14 protein-coding genes and 1 tRNA gene are annotated in these 16,645 nt (G+C 54.8%); 7 read left to right on the forward strand and 8 right to left on the reverse strand.

The window, feature by feature from the left end:
* Nucleotides 1-42 precede the first annotated feature (42 nt).
* The 7 genes from QMX98_RS10190 (at nt 43) to QMX98_RS10220 (ending at nt 7,798) form a co-directional block, all read left to right on the forward strand.
* Nucleotides 43-1,089 carry a contractile injection system protein, VgrG/Pvc8 family gene (locus QMX98_RS10190; RefSeq protein ID WP_282410702.1) on the forward strand — a complete coding sequence of 349 codons (1,047 nt, stop codon included), beginning with the start codon at nt 43-45 and terminating at the stop codon, nt 1,087-1,089.
* Nucleotides 1,090-1,137: 48 nt separating this feature from the next.
* Nucleotides 1,138-1,701 (forward strand): glycoside hydrolase family 19 protein, encoded by a 564-nt coding sequence (locus tag QMX98_RS10195; protein WP_282410703.1) that lies wholly within the window; start codon nt 1,138-1,140, stop codon nt 1,699-1,701.
* Nucleotides 1,683-2,225 (forward strand): lysis system i-spanin subunit Rz, encoded by a 543-nt coding sequence (locus QMX98_RS10200; protein WP_282410704.1) that lies wholly within the window; start codon nt 1,683-1,685, stop codon nt 2,223-2,225. Before QMX98_RS10195 ends, QMX98_RS10200 begins: the two co-directional genes overlap by 19 nt.
* A 151-nt stretch (nt 2,226-2,376) precedes the next feature.
* A complete protein-coding gene (locus QMX98_RS10205) occupies nt 2,377-3,171 on the forward strand; it encodes a DNA adenine methylase (RefSeq protein ID WP_142579814.1) in 795 nt (264 codons plus the stop codon).
* A gap of 353 nt (nt 3,172-3,524) precedes the next feature.
* Nucleotides 3,525-4,484, forward strand: a complete 960-nt coding sequence (locus QMX98_RS10210) for a glycosyltransferase family 2 protein (RefSeq protein ID WP_282410705.1) — start codon at nt 3,525-3,527, stop codon at nt 4,482-4,484.
* A gap of 239 nt (nt 4,485-4,723) precedes the next feature.
* Complete coding sequence (locus QMX98_RS10215; protein WP_142579812.1) at nt 4,724-5,149, forward strand: GtrA family protein; 426 nt, start codon at nt 4,724-4,726, stop codon at nt 5,147-5,149.
* Between the two features lie 54 nt (nt 5,150-5,203).
* Nucleotides 5,204-7,798, forward strand: coding sequence for a hypothetical protein (locus tag QMX98_RS10220; protein WP_282410706.1), 2,595 nt, complete (start codon nt 5,204-5,206; stop codon nt 7,796-7,798).
* Nucleotides 7,799-8,237: 439 nt separating this feature from the next.
* Here QMX98_RS10220 and QMX98_RS10225 read toward each other — a convergent pair whose 3' ends face one another.
* From QMX98_RS10225 to QMX98_RS10260, 8 genes are all read right to left on the reverse strand, one after another.
* Nucleotides 8,238-9,086, reverse strand: a complete 849-nt coding sequence (locus QMX98_RS10225) for a hypothetical protein (RefSeq protein WP_282410707.1) — start codon at nt 9,084-9,086, stop codon at nt 8,238-8,240.
* 342 nt (nt 9,087-9,428) lie between these two features.
* A tRNA-Gly gene (locus tag QMX98_RS10230) sits at nt 9,429-9,502 on the reverse strand.
* Between the two features lie 181 nt (nt 9,503-9,683).
* Nucleotides 9,684-10,568 carry an alpha/beta hydrolase gene (locus tag QMX98_RS10235; protein WP_145307415.1) on the reverse strand — a complete coding sequence of 295 codons (885 nt, stop codon included), beginning with the start codon at nt 10,566-10,568 and terminating at the stop codon, nt 9,684-9,686.
* A 313-nt stretch (nt 10,569-10,881) separates the two neighbouring features.
* Nucleotides 10,882-11,574 carry a pseudouridine synthase gene (locus QMX98_RS10240; protein ID WP_010462322.1) on the reverse strand — a complete coding sequence of 231 codons (693 nt, stop codon included), beginning with the start codon at nt 11,572-11,574 and terminating at the stop codon, nt 10,882-10,884.
* Between the two features lie 57 nt (nt 11,575-11,631).
* The gene (locus QMX98_RS10245) at nt 11,632-11,826 is read right to left on the reverse strand and encodes a cysteine-rich CWC family protein (protein WP_282410708.1); all 195 of its coding nucleotides are present in this window, start codon (nt 11,824-11,826) and stop codon (nt 11,632-11,634) included.
* Between the two features lie 6 nt (nt 11,827-11,832).
* Nucleotides 11,833-13,320, reverse strand: coding sequence for a sensor domain-containing diguanylate cyclase (locus QMX98_RS10250; RefSeq protein WP_282410709.1), 1,488 nt, complete (start codon nt 13,318-13,320; stop codon nt 11,833-11,835).
* Between the two features lie 210 nt (nt 13,321-13,530).
* Nucleotides 13,531-15,297 (reverse strand): allophanate hydrolase, encoded by a 1,767-nt coding sequence (gene atzF / locus QMX98_RS10255; protein WP_282410710.1) that lies wholly within the window; start codon nt 15,295-15,297, stop codon nt 13,531-13,533.
* Between the two features lie 26 nt (nt 15,298-15,323).
* Nucleotides 15,324-16,645, reverse strand: a 1,322-nt coding sequence (locus QMX98_RS10260) for a carboxyltransferase domain-containing protein (RefSeq protein ID WP_282410711.1), incomplete at its 5' end; no start/stop codon positions are given.

Below are 16,645 nucleotides of genomic sequence, written 5' to 3' on the forward strand. Positions count from 1 at the left end.
CCTTTAGCCCGCCTTGTGCGGGTTTTCTTTTGGAAAAAATCCATGACCCCCATGTTTCGCATCGTGGCCGATGGCGCCGACATCACCGGCCTGATCAACGATCGGCTGATTCAGCTCAGCACCACCGACAAGCCGGGCATGGATTCGGACACGTTCGAACTGCGCATTGATGACCGCGACGGGCTGGTGACCTTGCCTCGGCGCGGCATCGGGATCGAGGTCTATCTTGGCTATGCCGAGACGGGGCTGGCTCGCCTGGGCCGCTACGTGGTCGACGAGGTCACGGTGTCCGGCCCGCCGGATACGATCGTGATCAAGGGCAAGGCCAGCGACATGCGCGGCAGTGGCAAGACCATCCGCAGCGGGAGCTGGGAGGGCGTGCCATTGTCGAAGATCGTCGGCGATATCGCCGCGCGTAACGGTTGGGCGCCGGGGTGTCCGGTGTCGACGAAGGTCGCCCGGGCGGACCAGCTCAATGAATCGGACTTCAATTTCATCACGCGCCTGGCTAAGCAATACGACTGTACGGCCAAGGTGGCGGACGGCAAGTTGTTGGTGATGCCGCGTCAGGGCGGGCAGACCGCCAGCGGCAAGGCCTTCGGCGCGATCACCCTGACGCGCAGCGACGTGAGTCGCTGGCAATTCAGCCTCGGCGATCGCAACACACACAAGTCGGTCGGGGCCAAGCATCAGGACAAGAAAACCGGAAAGCTGGTGGTGGTGTCCCTGGACAATGACGACCTGCCGGCCGGCCTGCCGGCGGTGCATACCGATCGGCATATCTACCCGAACAAGACCGCCGCCGAGTCGGCCGCCAAGGCGCGTTTGGCGGCGTTCAATCGCTCGACCGCTGACGTGCGTTTCGAGATGCCCGGCCGGACCGATATCTTTGCCGAGCGGCCGATTAACGCCCAGGGCTTCAAGGTCGGCCTTGATGGCGAGTACTTGGCGGATTCGGTGGAGCAGGTGTTTACCCAATCCGGCTGGTCGACCACCGTCGAGTGCAATGCCGGCAAGCAGGGCAAATCCAAGGGTAAGAAAAAGAAAGCTAAACCGCCGCTCAAGGTTGTGAGCGTCGAGAAGCAATAGCGCATCCCATCACCGCCTGAGTGCGGTTTTTTTATGTCAGGAGTGTGTATGTCCATTACGGAGCAACAGCTACAACGCATCATGCCCAACGCCCGCCGCCAAGCGGGCGTTTTTGTATCCGCCTTAAACGCGGCCATGGCGCATCGGCAAATCAATACGTCGAAACGTCAGGCGGCGTTCCTGGCCCAGCTCGGACACGAGTCGGGCCAGCTGCAGTACGTCCGTGAGTTGGGGGGCGATCAGTACCTGAGCAAGTACGACACCGGCAATCTGGCCGTGAAACTGGGCAACACCCCAGAGGCTGACGGCGATGGCCAGCGCTATCGCGGTCGCGGCCTGATCCAGGTGACCGGCCATAGCAACTACCTGCGCTGCAGCCTAGCGTTGTTCGGTGACGAACGTTTGTTGCGCACTCCTGAGCTGCTCGAGCAGCCGCAATGGGCTGCCGAGTCGGCCGCGTGGTTCTGGTGGGTGCGCGAACTGAATGCCCTGGCGGATCGGGATGAGTTCGAGGCGATCACCCGCAAGATCAACGGTGGACTCAACGGCCTGGGGGATCGGCTGCAGCTGTGGAAACGGGCGAGGGCAGTGCTATGCGTGTCGTCGACCTGATCCCCGCGCCGTTCCGGCTGTTGGCCGTTGGCGTGCTGCTGACCGCATTGGCCGGCGGATCTGCCGCGTCGGCCTGGAAGGTTCAGGACTGGCGCTACGGCCAGCAACTCGCCGAACAGGCCGGTCTGCACAAGGACGATCTGATCGCCATCGGCAACGCCGCCGCTCACCAGCTGCGCACGGCACAGGACAACCGCCGGGACCTTGAGCAGCGGCTGTCGGCCAGTGAACAAACCCACTACAAGGAACTGAGTGATGCACAAACCAACCAGGCTCGCCTGCGCGACCGCCTTGCTACTGCTGATCTGCGCCTGTCAGTCCTACTCGATGCCACCGCGACCGCCGGCAACGACACAGTGCCAGCCCCCACCTCAACCAGCGGCCTGGTTCATGGCGCCACAAGAGCCCAACTTGACCCAGCGCATGCTCAACGAATTATCGGCATCACCGATGCCGGCGACCAAGGATTGATCGCGTTGGCGGCCTGTCAGGCCTACGCCAAAGAAGTCTCAACACCGAAGTGAAAAAAGAGCGGTCGGAGTGGATGCGTCAACATCCAGCCCGACCGCCGTCCTCGCAGATTGGCCCTGCAAGTCCAGCCTAGGCTCATACTCCGTGCACGAAGCGCGACGAGCCTAGCACCTGTTTATCCATACAGTAAAGGTCTTGCTCTCAATGTCTACACCCATCATCCCTTGGATGGGCGGCAAACGCCGCCTGGCCGACCGCCTCATTCCGCTTTTTCCGCCACACGAATGCTACGTCGAAGTCTTTGCCGGCGGTGCCGCGCTGTACTTCATGCGACCCCAGGCCGCGCCCGTGGAAGTCCTCAATGACATCAATGGCGACCTGGTGACGCTGTACCGCGTCGTGCAGAACCACCTTGAAGAATTTGTGCGCCAGTTCAAGTGGGCGCTCAGCTCTCGTCAGGTGTTCGAATGGCAGAAGATGACCCGCCCCGAAACCCTCACCGACATCCAGCGCGCCGCTCGATTTTTCTACCTGCAGCACCATGCCTTCGCCGGCAAGGTCACCGGGCAGACGTTCGGTACCGCCACCACCGGCCCGGCCATTAACCTGCTGCGGATCGAGGAGAACCTTTCGGCCGCTTGGCAGCGCCTGTCCGGCACGTACGTCGAAAACCTGCCCTGGCTGGAATGCGCCGAACGCTACGACCGTGCCCACACCTTCCACTACATGGATCCCCCTTACTGGCAGACCGCCGGCTACGGCGTAGATTTTCCGTTCGAAAATTACGAGCGAATGGCCGATTTCATGCGGCGCTGCAAAGGTAAGGTGATGGTCAGTATTAACGATCACCCGGACATCCGCCGTGTGTTCGGAGGTTTCCACTTCGAGACATTGAATATTCGCTACAGCAACAGCAACCAGCGCCAGGGAAAATCGGAGGTTAGGGGTGAGTTGGTGATCATGAATTGGCAGCCAGAGGAGCTGGGAGCATTGTTCTAGCGTTCGAGGCGCAGGAATGCTTTGACTGCGAATTTCAATATTACAGATGTGAAATAAGACGCCTCGCTGTCGATAGGCGCTCTCTGCTGTTGAAGCTGTTACGAATCCCGAGATACACGCGATAGCAGAAAAATGCTTCCAACCAAACATCTTTTGTGAGTAAAATTGTTAGCAAAAAATAAAATAAGTGCTTTTTAACTAGTAGCAAAATTAAGCGAGTTGCTTTTTATAAGGCTAGGAAGGATAGGTTTGTTTTTGGCTTGCTGAGAGTGCCGGTTCAGCGCGGAAAGAAGTGGTTTGTGGTTTTTAGAATTAACTAATGATGGCTGGCGAAAACTGGAATGTTGAAACTTATGGATTTAAAAGATGAAACTCTGAAGCTTTCGATTGTTGTGCCGGTATACCGAAGTGCTTCTATTTTGCCGGTGCTTGTGCAGCAGGTTCAGGAAGTAATGGTTAACGAAGGGCTTTCAGATGCGTTCGAACTCATTCTCGTAAACGACGCAGGCCCTGATAATAGCTGGGATGTAATACGATCCTTAGCTGAAACCCATAAATTTATTCGAGGTATCAATCTTCGGAAGAATGCGGGGCAGCATAATGCAATTATGGCAGGATTTAATCATGTCCGCGGCCGTATAGTTGCTGTTATGGATGATGATCTTCAGCATCCGCCGAGCGCATTAATAGATATTATGCGTGCTCTTGAAGAAGGGCATGACGTGTGCTACACGAAATATTTAAATAGACAGCATGCAGGGTGGAAGCAGGCTGGTAGTCGCTTCAATGATTATGTTGCGACATTGTTGTTGGGTAAGCCTAAAGGGCTATACCTATCTTCATTTAAAGCGATGCGACGTGAGATTGTTGACGAGATCATAAAGTATGATGGGCCTTACACTTATATTGATGGGTTGATTTTGGATGTTACTCAATCTATTACATCGGTTGATATTGTTCACCAAGCGCGCCATGAAGGTGAAAGTAACTATAATCTTCGTCGGCTTTTATCATTGTGGTTAAAGATGGCGACTAGCTTTTCGATCCTCCCGTTAAGATTTGCTACGTATATGGGCTTTGCTTTGGCTGCACTAAGTCTAGTTATGGTTGTCTTCGTTGTGGTAGCTAAGTTTTTGCATCCAGAATACCCACCTGGATGGGCGTCGTTAATTGCAGTGATCCTATTTATAGGTGGGGTACAAACTTTGTGTATTGGTATGGTAGGTGAGTATCTTGGTCGAACCTATTTGAAACTCAATAGGCGGCAGCAATTTATTATAGGTAGTACTACTTGGGGAAGGCGCGCTGGATGACGTCTGTAGTAGTTTACTTATAGGCTTCTGTATGGGGGCTGAAGATTAACCTCTTCAGGCTCTTACAGAATTTCGAGGTTTTTCAAAAAGTCTTGTTATGGCCGACAACGAGATATTTGAGGGGCTTTGTAAGGGGCAAAGCAGTTCTTCACTGTGCTAGATCTCTTTGTTTTTGAGGGTTTTGGTTTTGTAGGAGTGGTGTGGTTTGCTTATATGCTTTTTTGCGAGGAAAAACTGCTATGTCTAAATGGCGTGCTGAGTCGATTTATTTAAAGCGTTATGCTGGCAGTGGTGCGTTCAATACGTTGATAGGGTTTTCCATCATTTTTGCTTTGATGTGGGCAGGTGTCTCGCCATTTGTCGCAAATATAGCAGGCTATGCTGTTGGCTTTGTATTTGGTTTTATATTGTCCAAGAAGATAGTTTTCCGTAGTAATGGTGGATTTGTGATGGAGAGTGTGAGGTATTTAGTCGCATTCTTTGTTGCGTTTTTTTTGAATTTTGTAGTTTTGCATGCTCTTATGAAGTGGCCAAACTTTCCAGTTGTGTTGGCACAGCTTGTCGCGGCGGGATGTTATACAGTTTCTATGTATTGCTTGACTCGTTTTTTTGTGTTCTCTTCAAGCCTCTCGCCCAAGGGGGCTAATGATAAAGCTGATCATTAACGATGTTCGATAGGTTCATAGGCGGCAACTGGAACGATGTGAAGGGATTTGAAAATGATTAATAAGAAGTGCGCGGTGATGTTTATGTTGTTAGGTGTGTTGATTGTCGCACCGATCTCTTTTGTATTTTATCAGGCACTAGGGTCAATGCCCTATAGTATAAGGATGCTTTCAGCCTTTTTGGTCGCGGTCATATTCTTTTTGGCTGGACTATTTATGTGTCAAACGATACGGCAAATGGGAGTAGCAAAATATTGGTTGCTTTGTCTCACGCTATTGCTTGGGTTGGGACTACTCGCCAATTTCGGAGTTGATGATCAGTCTGCGGACTCTGCCCAAGTTTACTATTCGGATGGCACAAAAACGGAGGGGATGAAACCCAATGTCGTGAGCCTTTGGGGGCAGTTAGTGTATGGTTACGATATGCATCCTGCGTACGGCGCAGCTGTAGTGCCGGACTCTCTGGTAGCTAATTTTTCATCTCGCCCGAAAGAAGTAAGTGTTCTGTTTACAAAGCCGAAATCAGCTCTTTTTCTTGAGGATGGAAAAGCGACCGAAAGTGATGGTATATCAGTCGAGCTGAACGCTTTCGATGTCGAAGGTAATATTAGCTATTCGAAGAGGTTTTTAATATCACAAGATGAGTTTCTTAAGGATAGATGGATTAAAACTACTGTAAAGGCGGAGGAGGGAATTGCTTCGATAAAGGTTACTTTGGGTTGGGGGGCGGAAGGGAGTACACCAAACTATGACTCTACAATTGTTGGGTTTCGAGTTTCAAATTGGTACGCGTATGCAGAGGTTGTAGGTAAGGTTGTGCTTGTGTGCGTAGGTTTTTTTCTTATACTACTGTCTTTGATACTTAATTTTAATAGTTTTTTTTCAGGTTCTGCAGTTCGTCGTCAGCTTGTTTTCTCTAAGCTTTATTTTTATGGTTTTTTAGTTCTGGTTTGTATTGCGCTTGTAGCATACTGGTCTCAATTTAGCACATCCTATGTGTATTTTTGGGACTATAGGAACTACTGGTCAAAAACAGAGTTGATGTACGAGCTTATTCGCTCTGGTGCCTGGGCGCAGATTGCGAATGTATTTTCGACTACTTATGCCGCAGATTATTCCATGTTGCCAACAGTGTTGCCAGCGTTGTTGAGTTTGATCGTGGGGTATCCGAGCAGAATAACTTATGCTCTTTCAATAACTGTGCTGTATGCTGTTCCAGCATATATTATGATTGCGTATTTGGCAAAAAGGCTTATTGATGGTAACACGGTCGCCGCGGATACATACGTACGTGGCGGTTGGGTTTTGGCTAGTCTTGCAGTGTTTTTTGGTCTTCCGCTCTACTTTGATGTCACACTTTATTTGATGCCTGATATAGGGGGAGTTGCCTTATTTGTTGGAGCGGTATTGTGTGCTTCAAGTTTGATTGATACGGTTGTAAGTCGGAACTCTTCTACTGAGCGTTCGCTGGTGTCGAAAGAGCTTTTCCGATCTAGTATCAGTCTCGGTGTGATTCTCAGTGTTATGTTTGTTTTTCGGCGCTGGTATGTATTTGCTGCAGTGGGAATAGCATTCTCCCTGTTTTTTCTTGTCCTAGTAGAAATTCTGCTCTCGCGGGGATTTCGTAAGATAATATTCTTTCGTGCCATTGCCTCTGTTGTTCTGATCGTGTTTTCTGTATTGCCGTTTTTGTGTTGGGTGTTGTTCGCGTGGGCACGTGACTTCGGTCAGCATGATTATGCGAATTTGTATGCTTCTTATAAATTTTCATCAGCGCATGATGTTGGTGTTTTTATGAGGTGGTTTGGTGTTGTTGTACCATTGCTTTGTGCTGGTGGTGCCGGATTGCTATGTTATCTAGGAAAGGCTCGGCGACTATTTTTCATTCTTCTAGTTTCGACTTTTGTAGCTTGTGCACTGTTTTTGTATGTTCAAAGCCCCGCCCGTCACCACTATATGTTGCTTATGCCAATGTTTGGCGCATCACTAGCTGGATTAGCAATACTGATGGCTCGTCGATTTGGCGTTGCGGCGTCTTTCTTTTTTACTATGTTTTTGGTTTTGGCTGCCTCTCTATCAATGAGTCCAATAAATAAGAGGTTTGGTGTCACGCTTTTTGCCAGTTTTGAAGGCTGGATGCCAAAACATCAAAAGTATATTGACGGCTATGTCCACTTGGCTCAGTGGCTCGCATTACCGGAAAATGAAACGAAAAAATTCTGTCTCATTGCTTCAAGTGAAACAATAAATCAAGCTATTTTTGGCGAGTTGTGGCAGGTAGTTCCAGGTATTACAAAGAACGCTTACGATCAGCGCTTGATTCAACTTGGCCAAATAGATAGCGTTAATGGTCCTCCTGTTCCGCTTGTTAAACAATGTGAGATATTTTTGGTTGGGGTACCTTTTCAAGCACATGTGCAGCCTAATCAACAATATACTTTGGGGATTATTCAAGAAGATATGGTAAAGGGGACTGGTATCGGTATGTCTGTTGAGCGAACCCCTAAGGTATTTTTAATGGGTGACAATATCGAGATTTATGCCTATCGATCAATTAGGGGGATCACTAATGATGAGTACGATAATCTTGTTAAACGATTCTTGGGAAGTAAGGACTCTGGACACTCCAGCCTAGCTGGTGGTCAGTGAAAAAACGGTTTCACCTGGTTTTAAACATAAGAGGCCTTGCGCAGCGCAGAGCAGTGGATTGCGTTGCTCAGGGCTGCGTCTAATGAAAACGTTGAGCTAAGGCGTTTTTGGGCTCCTCTCCAAAAAACTACGTGCGACACAGTTTGGGAAGTGGCCAGATCTGATGTGGCAGGATTTAGGGAGCCCTGGCTTAGGGCATATTTAGGGCAAACTCTGGGCCGTTATAGACCGCATTGGGCCAAAGGCAAAGAGCGGCTATGCACTAATTATAGGCCTTAAGCGGCCTGCAAGGGCGCTGGAGTGGGTTCGAATCCCTATCTCTGCCATTAATCGAAAAGCCCCGTAGCTGAGAAGCTACGGGGCTTTTTCGTTTAGGCTGAGAAAAGCGCAGGAGAGGGGGGGCGCCGTGCGGTGAAACTCACAATTGTTTCGTGGACATCTATGCGGCGCCGGGTCCGCCACCAAAGATCGCTTTGATGGCATCCCAGTATTTGACACCCGCGCCTATCAGCCCGCCCGAGACTACGATCAATGTGGTTAACCAGTGTGTCTTTATCTGTTCGAGTATGTACACCGGATGAATGCCGTTTACGTCAAGCCAGCTTCCGCTCGTCTTGAGGTTCTTCGCATGCATTCGCTCGAAAATATTGCAGAACATGTCGAGCTTTCTGAGTGTGGATTGATGCAGTTTCAAGTACTCACCTTTCTCAAAAGCTTCAGCTTCCTGCGCGCCGGTGAGCCCGTCTTTGTCCGCAATCTTGTTGAGTTCGACGATGCTGAAAATCCTGCCTTTTCGTCCCGACTCAGACGTGTGAGAGGCGTACTGTCGACCGTAGATTGATACCAGAATACGAGCAAGATCTACTTTCCGGTCATCCTGAAGCTCGAAGGGTGTCCCTCCGAGCGTTCGATACCTGTGCTCCAAGGCGAAGAAACCGTAATTTTCGTCGCGCATGTTCCAGTGAAGGAATCGGCACCCACTGTTTTGCCGAAGGAAATCGAAGTATCCCTCAAGCATCGCTTTCTCCAGGGCAGGAAAGTTTTCGTTGATTTCGCCAAGGCATCCTTGAAGTTCGGCTGCCTTGTGAATCGACCATGACTTGGTCTGTGCCGACTGAAGGTTGCGAATAGCGATCGACGTAACTCTGGTGGACCCTCCCGTGGAGTTCTCATAGAACGATTCGCACGAATAGTGCACCACGTACGCCCGTTGCGACTCTTCGTACAAATCCTCGATCAGCTTCCTGCTTGCGGATCGTTGCTTGACCCGCGCTATCTCTGAACCCATACGGGACACCGCTCCGTCGTTGGTGGCTGCCCCTGCTGGGAGGGCGCAAAGCCAGCTTTGCTATCGATGCGATCCTGGCAATTTCCGTAGGGGATTCTAGTGAATCGCTCGCTCGAATTGTGTGGAGTCGCGTTTTGTTATTCTTTGTGGAAGGTACTGAATGTGGGGGGCGGTGCGGGATGGAGAGTCAGAGCTATAGGGCCAGGCTTGATCAGTTGTAGACGATGGCCTGCAGATGACGGAGGTGTCTGTTTCTGTTCGTTGTCAGTCGCGTGAATACGGTAACAGACACCTTAACAGACACCTTGGAGTAGCGGGGTAGGCTGGAGGCCTTGAAAATAGTGGAGCGGGTGAAGGGAATCGAACCCTCGTTATCAGCTTGGGAAGCTGGAGTAATGCCATTATACGACACCCGCTCAGAGCGGCTGACTTTGTACCAGATGTGCGCGTGGAAATGAAGTTTTTCTTTGCGCCGGATAGCTTTGGCGCAGGTGACACAAGACATCAGACCACGTGACGGTCGTTCGCGGGCAAGCCTCGCGCCTACAGGAATGCGTTCAACACTGTAGTGCGAAGCTTGCTCGCGATGACGCTGTTTCAGATGGCCAATGCATGTTGGTCCTGGACGTAGTGGTAACGCGGTCGGCTGGTGTGTTGCGCCGGTTTCAGGAAGCCCATCAGTGCGTCTCGGCTGTCTCGGCAGGCGGCTTTGTGTTCCATGTCGAGAAAGTGGCCGGTGGCCTGCAGGGTGCTGAAGGTGGCGTTTTGCACGTGGTTGGCGAACAACCGGGCGCCATCGGCGGCGGTGTATTCGTCCCATTCGCCGTTCATGAACAGCACTGGCACGTTGATTTTCTCTGCCGCTTTGAGAAAGCACTGGCGGTCGCTATGGAGCAGGTCGCTGATGTGGAAGTGCATCTGCCCGTATTCATGCTCGGCGAGCGAGCTGACGTGGCGATAGTTGAAACGCTTGAACAACGTCGGCAGGTGTTTGCCGATGGTGCTGTTCACCAGGTTGCCGACCCGATCCCCATCCCGACTGCCGAGGTAATCGATGCCGCGCTCGAGGTAATCGAGCATGTGCGCGTTGATCTCCGGGGAGAACGAGCTGATCACGGCTTTTTCGATGCGTCGTGGCTGTTGGGCCAGGGCAACCAGGGTCGCGGCGCCACCCCAGGAAAACGACAGCACGTGTTCGGCGGCGAAGTGGTCGATCAGCTCCAGGAGGATCTGCCCTTCGACTTCCTTGGTCAGCAATTTCTCATGCAGGTTGTGGGCTTTTGACTTGCCCGCGTAGGGCTGGTCGTAGCAGACCACATTGAACTGCGGGTGAAGGTTTTTCACGGTTTGTGCAAACGACGCAGTCGTGGCCATCGAGCCGTTGACCAGAATTATGGTCTTCTCTGCGGCGTCTGCGCGATAGAACTCCGTGTAAACCCGATACTGACCCTGTATATCCAGCACAGCGATTTCTGGCCTCATGTCATAAGACTCCAAGCAAGCGGGTATGCGCGCAAATGAGATTGCACGAGCTTTGTGACAGGTAGGCATACGCCTTGAATTTGGAGGCCCATGTCGATCCAGTGCAGTCCGGTCGACGGGTATTGTTATTGGCGGGCAGTCTGCCGGTCTGAGGCGGAACCTGAGGGTTCTCTAACCGGCAAAAAGTTTCTTAGAAGTATGTTGTGACTCGTCGGTCACATTTCGGCCGACGTCCTGATTCAAGCAGGGGTCACGTCATCGCGCAAGTGTCATTCGTAAATTGTTCGACAACTTCTGCTGAGCGGTAGGCTGCTTAGATCAAATGGATCTCTTCGGTGCGCAGTGCTCGGTACTCGCCCGGTTTCAGCGCATTATCGAGCACCAGCGGGCCCATGCTTTCGCGGTGCAGGCGCAGCACTTTGTTGTCGAAGTGGCCGAACATCCGCTTCACCTGATGGTACCGGCCCTCGACGATGCTCAGTCGCGCCGCTTTCGGCCCGAGTACGATCAGCTCGGCCGGTTGCGTGGTGAGGTCTTCGAACGCGAAGTACAGACCCTCGGCAAATTTCAATGCGTATTGCGGGCCAATCTCCTGCTCGGTCTCGACGTAATAGACCTTCGGCAGTTTGGTCTGCGGCTGAGTCAGGCGCCGCGACCAGCTGCCGTCGTTGGTGATCAGCATCAGGCCGGTGGTGTTGAAATCCAGGCGACCGGCGATGTGCAGGTCATCGCTGTCCGGCTCATGGATCAGGTCGAGTACGGTCGGATGCTCCGGGTCGCGGGTGGCGCTGACGCAGCCGGGCGGTTTGTGCAGCATGAAGTAGCGTGCGGGCTTGCCGACTTGCAGGACTTCCCCGTCGACCTCGACACGGCTGAACTCGAGCACTTCGGCATGCGGGTCGCTGACGATTTTTCCGTCAACCTGAACGCGCTTTTCCACCAGCAACAGGCGTACCTGCTTACGGTTGAAGCGCGGCAGGTTGCTGAGGAAACGGTCAACGCGCATGGCTGGGGATCGGTTGGAAAAGGGCCGCGTATCTTACGTGATCGGCCCGGCGGCTGCTTACAACTGCGCCTCGACCTCGACGCAGCGCGGGCACAGGCAGGATTTGTCGCGCAGTTCGGCTGGCAGCGCTTCAAGCACAGCGGGGTCGATACTGACGCCAAAGCACCAGCACGCCTGATCGACGGTGCGCGGGTCGGCCAGGGTGCAGGCGTTGGCGGCGCCGCAGGCGGGGCATTGGTCTGGCTTGTTCATGCAGGACTATTCATAGCTGGAGTGAGGCAATTCCACGCAGGTTCGGTTACGGCCGGCCTGTTTGGCCCGGTACATCGCATGATCGGCCCGGGAGAGCAGGGTGTGCAAGGTTTCATCGACTTGCAAGGTGGTGAGGCCGATGCTGACGGTCAACTGCAGTTCCTTGCCGTCGTAGGCATAACGCTGTTGTTCGACATGTTGACGAATTTTCTCGGCGATCATCAGACCGGTCTCACCGTCGGTGTCCTTGAGCAGCACGATGAACTCTTCGCCACCCCAGCGGCAGACGATGTCGGAGTGCCGCAGGCAACTCTCCAGATCCCGCGCGAAACCGATCAGCACCTGATCGCCGGCCAGGTGACCGTAGGTGTCGTTCAAAGCCTTGAAATGATCCAGGTCCAACAACATCGCAGTCAGCGGCTTGGGCTCGCGCCGGGCTTCGAGCATGGCCTGCGCCGCCAGCAGGTCGAAGCCACGACGATTCGGCAGTTCGGTCAGGCTGTCGAGCGTCGATTGTGCCTGGATCTTGCCTTGGTAGCGCTTGATCACACGGTTGAGCAGCAACAGCACGATCAGCGTGACAAGCAGACAAATCAGCAGATTGAGGTACAGCGACTGGCGGATTTCACTGAGGGCGCCGTCCTCGCGCTTGTCGACAAACAGGTACCAGTTCAGCTCGGGAATGAACCGCACGTTGAGGAAATGGCCCTGGCCCTGGACGGAATATTCGTAGCTGCCGCTGTGAGGTTTTGGCAGCTGGCTGACCAGGTCCTTCATGTAATCGAGGTCGCCGAGCTTCTGGCCGATGTGCGCGCCTTGCGGGCCACCCTCGGCGCCCGTCAGCACCAGGCGGCCGAAGTTGTCGACGAAATACACGCTGCGCTGGTAACGCTGTTGGTATTTGTCGATCAGCTTGATCACCGCATCGACCGTCAGGCCAACGCCGGCAGCGCCGATGAAACGGTTGTTGTAGTCATAAACCTTGTAGTTGATGAAGAAGGTCAGGTTGTCCTTGTTGGCGAGGTCCGGGTCGACATTGATCTCGTAGGGATCGGCCATGTCGCGGACACGGAAATACCAGGCATCGCGAGGTTCCGTGGACTTGACCTGTTTGAGCACGCCTTTGGCGTGGTAGTAGGTGAGGCTGGTGTTGGAGACAAAAAATGCCGTGTAGGCGCCGTAGTGGGTCATGACCTCGTTGAGGTAGCGAGTTATTTTCTCGGCGTCTTGCTCGCCGTTGACCACCCAGTCACGCATGAAGGTGTCGCGGGACATCATCGAGGAAATCAGGATCGGTCTGACAAGGTCTTTCTGGATTTCCGAGTAGACCGTGTCCGAGGTCAGCGGCAGCTCGGTGTTGACGATGCTGTCACGGATGGAGGCTCGCGAGGCGTAGTAACTGAGCAAAGAGGTCGCGAGAAAGCCTGCGCCCAACAACGCGATAAGCGTCAGGACCAACGAACGTTGCGAATACAGCGGCGAGTGAAGCGGCATGGCGATTCCGTCGGCAGTGACCCAATGGCAGGCATTCTAATGGCACTGCGGGAAAAATAACTGCTCTATGTGCAGCGCGAATGATTGTCCACACACGCCTCCTGCGGGAGCTTGATCATTCCCACGCTCCGCGTGGGAATGCATCCTGTGACGCTTGCGATGGGACGCGGAGCGTCCCGGGCGGCATTTCCACTCAGAGCGTGGGAACAATCATTTGGCGAGGTAAGCACGCCATCCGCCTAAATGGCTGATATTGGCTGCCCCCTCCAACCCATACGCTTCACAGATAAACCCGCTCTCCCAGCGCCCGTCCGCCAGTTGCACCTTGCCCAACCCCAGCGGCGCAGGAATCCCCGTCAGAAAAGAGCCCAGTTCACTGCTCGGCAATTCCCAAACCTCCACCGCAATCGCCACGCCGCCATCCTTCACCCGCACCATCCCCGGACGAAACGGCGGACCGCCGGCCAACGCATACAGCTGATAATCCGGCGAACTGTAAGTCGTCTCAACCAACCGAGCCCCGCGTCGCTTCAGTTGCCAGTTCAACGCCAACCCATCCAGATGCGCGCCACAGACCACCAGTCGTGCGCGATCATGGCGAGCGACAGTCGTCGGTGCAGGCTCAGCCGAGCGGCGCTGCAAGGCATCCGCCACTCCCAACAAATACTGATCGGTAAACGCCCGGCCAAACACGGTCACACCCCAGGGCAAACCATTGCCCATGAAGCCGCTGGGCACGGCGACGGCCGCGTAATCGAGCAGGTTCATGAAGTTGGTGTAGTAACCCAGTTCCGAATTGCGCAGGACCGGTTCGGCGTCCAGTTCCGCCGATGTGACGGGGCGGCCGATGGTGGGCGTGACGACACAATCAAGATTTTCCAGCGCCTTGTCGCACAACGCCTTCAAGGCTTGCAGCCGATATTGGGCACGGAACGCCTGCACGCCCGTCACCGCCGGCGCCTTGGCCAGCACCGCGCGAATCACCGGCAAAACGGCTTCGGGATTCTGCTCCATCAACTCGCCGGCCACGCTGTAACGCTCGGCCACCCACGGGCCTTCATAGAGCAAACGCGCCGCTTCGAGGAAAGGCGACAGATCCAGTTCCACAGCTGTACCGCCCAGCGCCTTGAGCCGATCAATGGCATCACCGAACAACAGCGGGCTTTCAGGGCAGCCGAAGAATTCCAGGTCCTGCGCACGCGGGACGCCGAAACGGAACGGACGCGGCGTACCGAACGCCGACCCGTCATTCCACATCGGGTTGCTGCGGCTGTATTCATCTCGCGGATCGAGGTGCGCGGTCAGCGCCAGCAACTGGCTGGCCTCCCGAGCCGTTGCGGTGAACGTCGTCACGCAATCGAGCGTGCGACAGGCCGGCACCACACCCGCCGTGGAGATAAGCCCTTTGGTGGCTTTCAATCCCACCAGATTATTCAACGCCGCCGGCACACGTCCCGATCCTGCCGTGTCCGTACCCAACGAAAAACTCGCCACGCCCAGCGCCACCGCCAGCGACGAGCCGGCGCTGGAACCGCCCGACGGATACTCCGGCAATACGCTGTTCGGGCACGCGCCATACGGCGAGCGGCTGCCGTTCAACCCGGTCGCGAACTGATCCAGATTGGTCTTGCCCAGCGGAATCGCGCCCAGCGCCAGCAACTGCTCGACGATGGTCGCCGAACGCTGCGGCACATAGGCAAACGCCGGGCACGCGGCGGTGGTGGGAATGCCCGCCAGGTCGATGTTGTCCTTGATCGCGAAGGGCACGCCGTACAGCGGCAGGCTGTCGAGGTCGCCACCGTCGAGCGCGGCGAGGTACGGTTCCAGTTCCTCGACACTGAGCAAGTGGATGAACAGGTGATAATCCGGGTTCAGCGCTGCGGCTTTGTCACGCAGGCCCAGCAGCAATTGACGGGGCGTGATGTTGCCGACGCGATAAGCGCTGCGCAGGGCGTCGAGTTGCAGATTGATATTCATGGCGTCATTCCTTTTTCAAAATGGGTTCAGTCGAGTTCCAGCACCACGACGCGCTGTCCGGCGCGCACCGCCGAACCCGGTTGCACGCGGACCTCGCGCACCACGCCGGCCATGGGCGCGAGCAGCGGAATTTCCATCTTCATCGACTCCAGAATCACCAGCACATCACCGGCGGCGACCCGGCTTCCGGTCTGGACCTGAACCTGCCAGAGGTTGCCGGCGATGTGGCTGTCGACGCTCATTTCATTGCTGGCGAGTGGTGCGTCTTCGGTGGCTTCGGGGGCCGGTTCCTCGCTGTCGAAATGCGCCTGGCCGCTGGCGATCCAGCGCTCGCGTTCGGCGTTGAACGCGCCTTTTTGCTGATCGCGAAACGCCGCGATGGTATCGGCCTCTTTCGTCAAGAAGGCCTGGTAATCCGCGAGGTTCAACTGACTGTGTTCGATGTTCAAATCGAAGCGCCCGAGCGGGAAGTCCCGACGGATGCGCAGCAGTTCCTCGGCGCTCACCGGGTAGAAGCGGATCTGATCGAAAAAGCGTAGCAGCCACGGTTTGCCGTCGAACGCGGCGACTTCGCGATAACGGTTCCACATCTGCAACGTGCGACCGACAAACTGATAACCGCCGGGGCCTTCCATGCCGTAAACGCACATGTAGGCGCCACCGATGCCCACCGAGTTTTCCGCCGTCCAGGTGCGCGCGGGGTTGTATTTGGTGGTTACCAGGCGATGGCGCGGGTCGAGCGGGGTGGCGACCGGTGCGCCGAGGTAAACGTCGCCCAGGCCCATCACCAGATAGCTGGCGTCGAACACCGTGCGCTGCACTTCGTCGAGGTTCGGCAGGTCGTTGATGCGACGGATGAACTCCAGATTGCTCGGGCACCACGGGGCGTCTTTGCGCACGGTGGTCATGTATTTTTCGATCGCCAACTGACAGGCCGGGTCGTCCCAGGACAGCGGCAAATGCACGATGCGCGACGGTACTTGCAGGTCCCGGGCGGCGCACACGGCGTCCCATTCACCGGCGACAATGCCGAGCAGGTCGGCCAGCGGCAGTTGTTCGGGTTGGTAGTGGATTTGCAGCGAGCGAATGCCCGGTGTGAGGTCGATGACACCATGCAGGGTTTTGCTTTCCAGGGCTTGCATGAGGGCGTGGGCGCGGAAGCGCAGGACCAGGTCAAGTTCAGGTGCGCCGATCTCAAGGAGAAGGTGCGTATCCCCCGACAACCTCGCCACAAGTCGCGTATCGCCCTGACCCAAAGCCAACACCACAGGCGACACAATCTCTTGTAGGCGTGAGCCTGCTCGCGATAGCGGTGTGTCAGTCACATCAACGTTGGCTGTACCGCCGC

It is taken from the genome of Pseudomonas sp. PS02303 (genome assembly GCF_029959925.1).
GTDB classification, from domain to species: Bacteria; Pseudomonadota; Gammaproteobacteria; order Pseudomonadales; family Pseudomonadaceae; genus Aquipseudomonas; species Aquipseudomonas mandelii.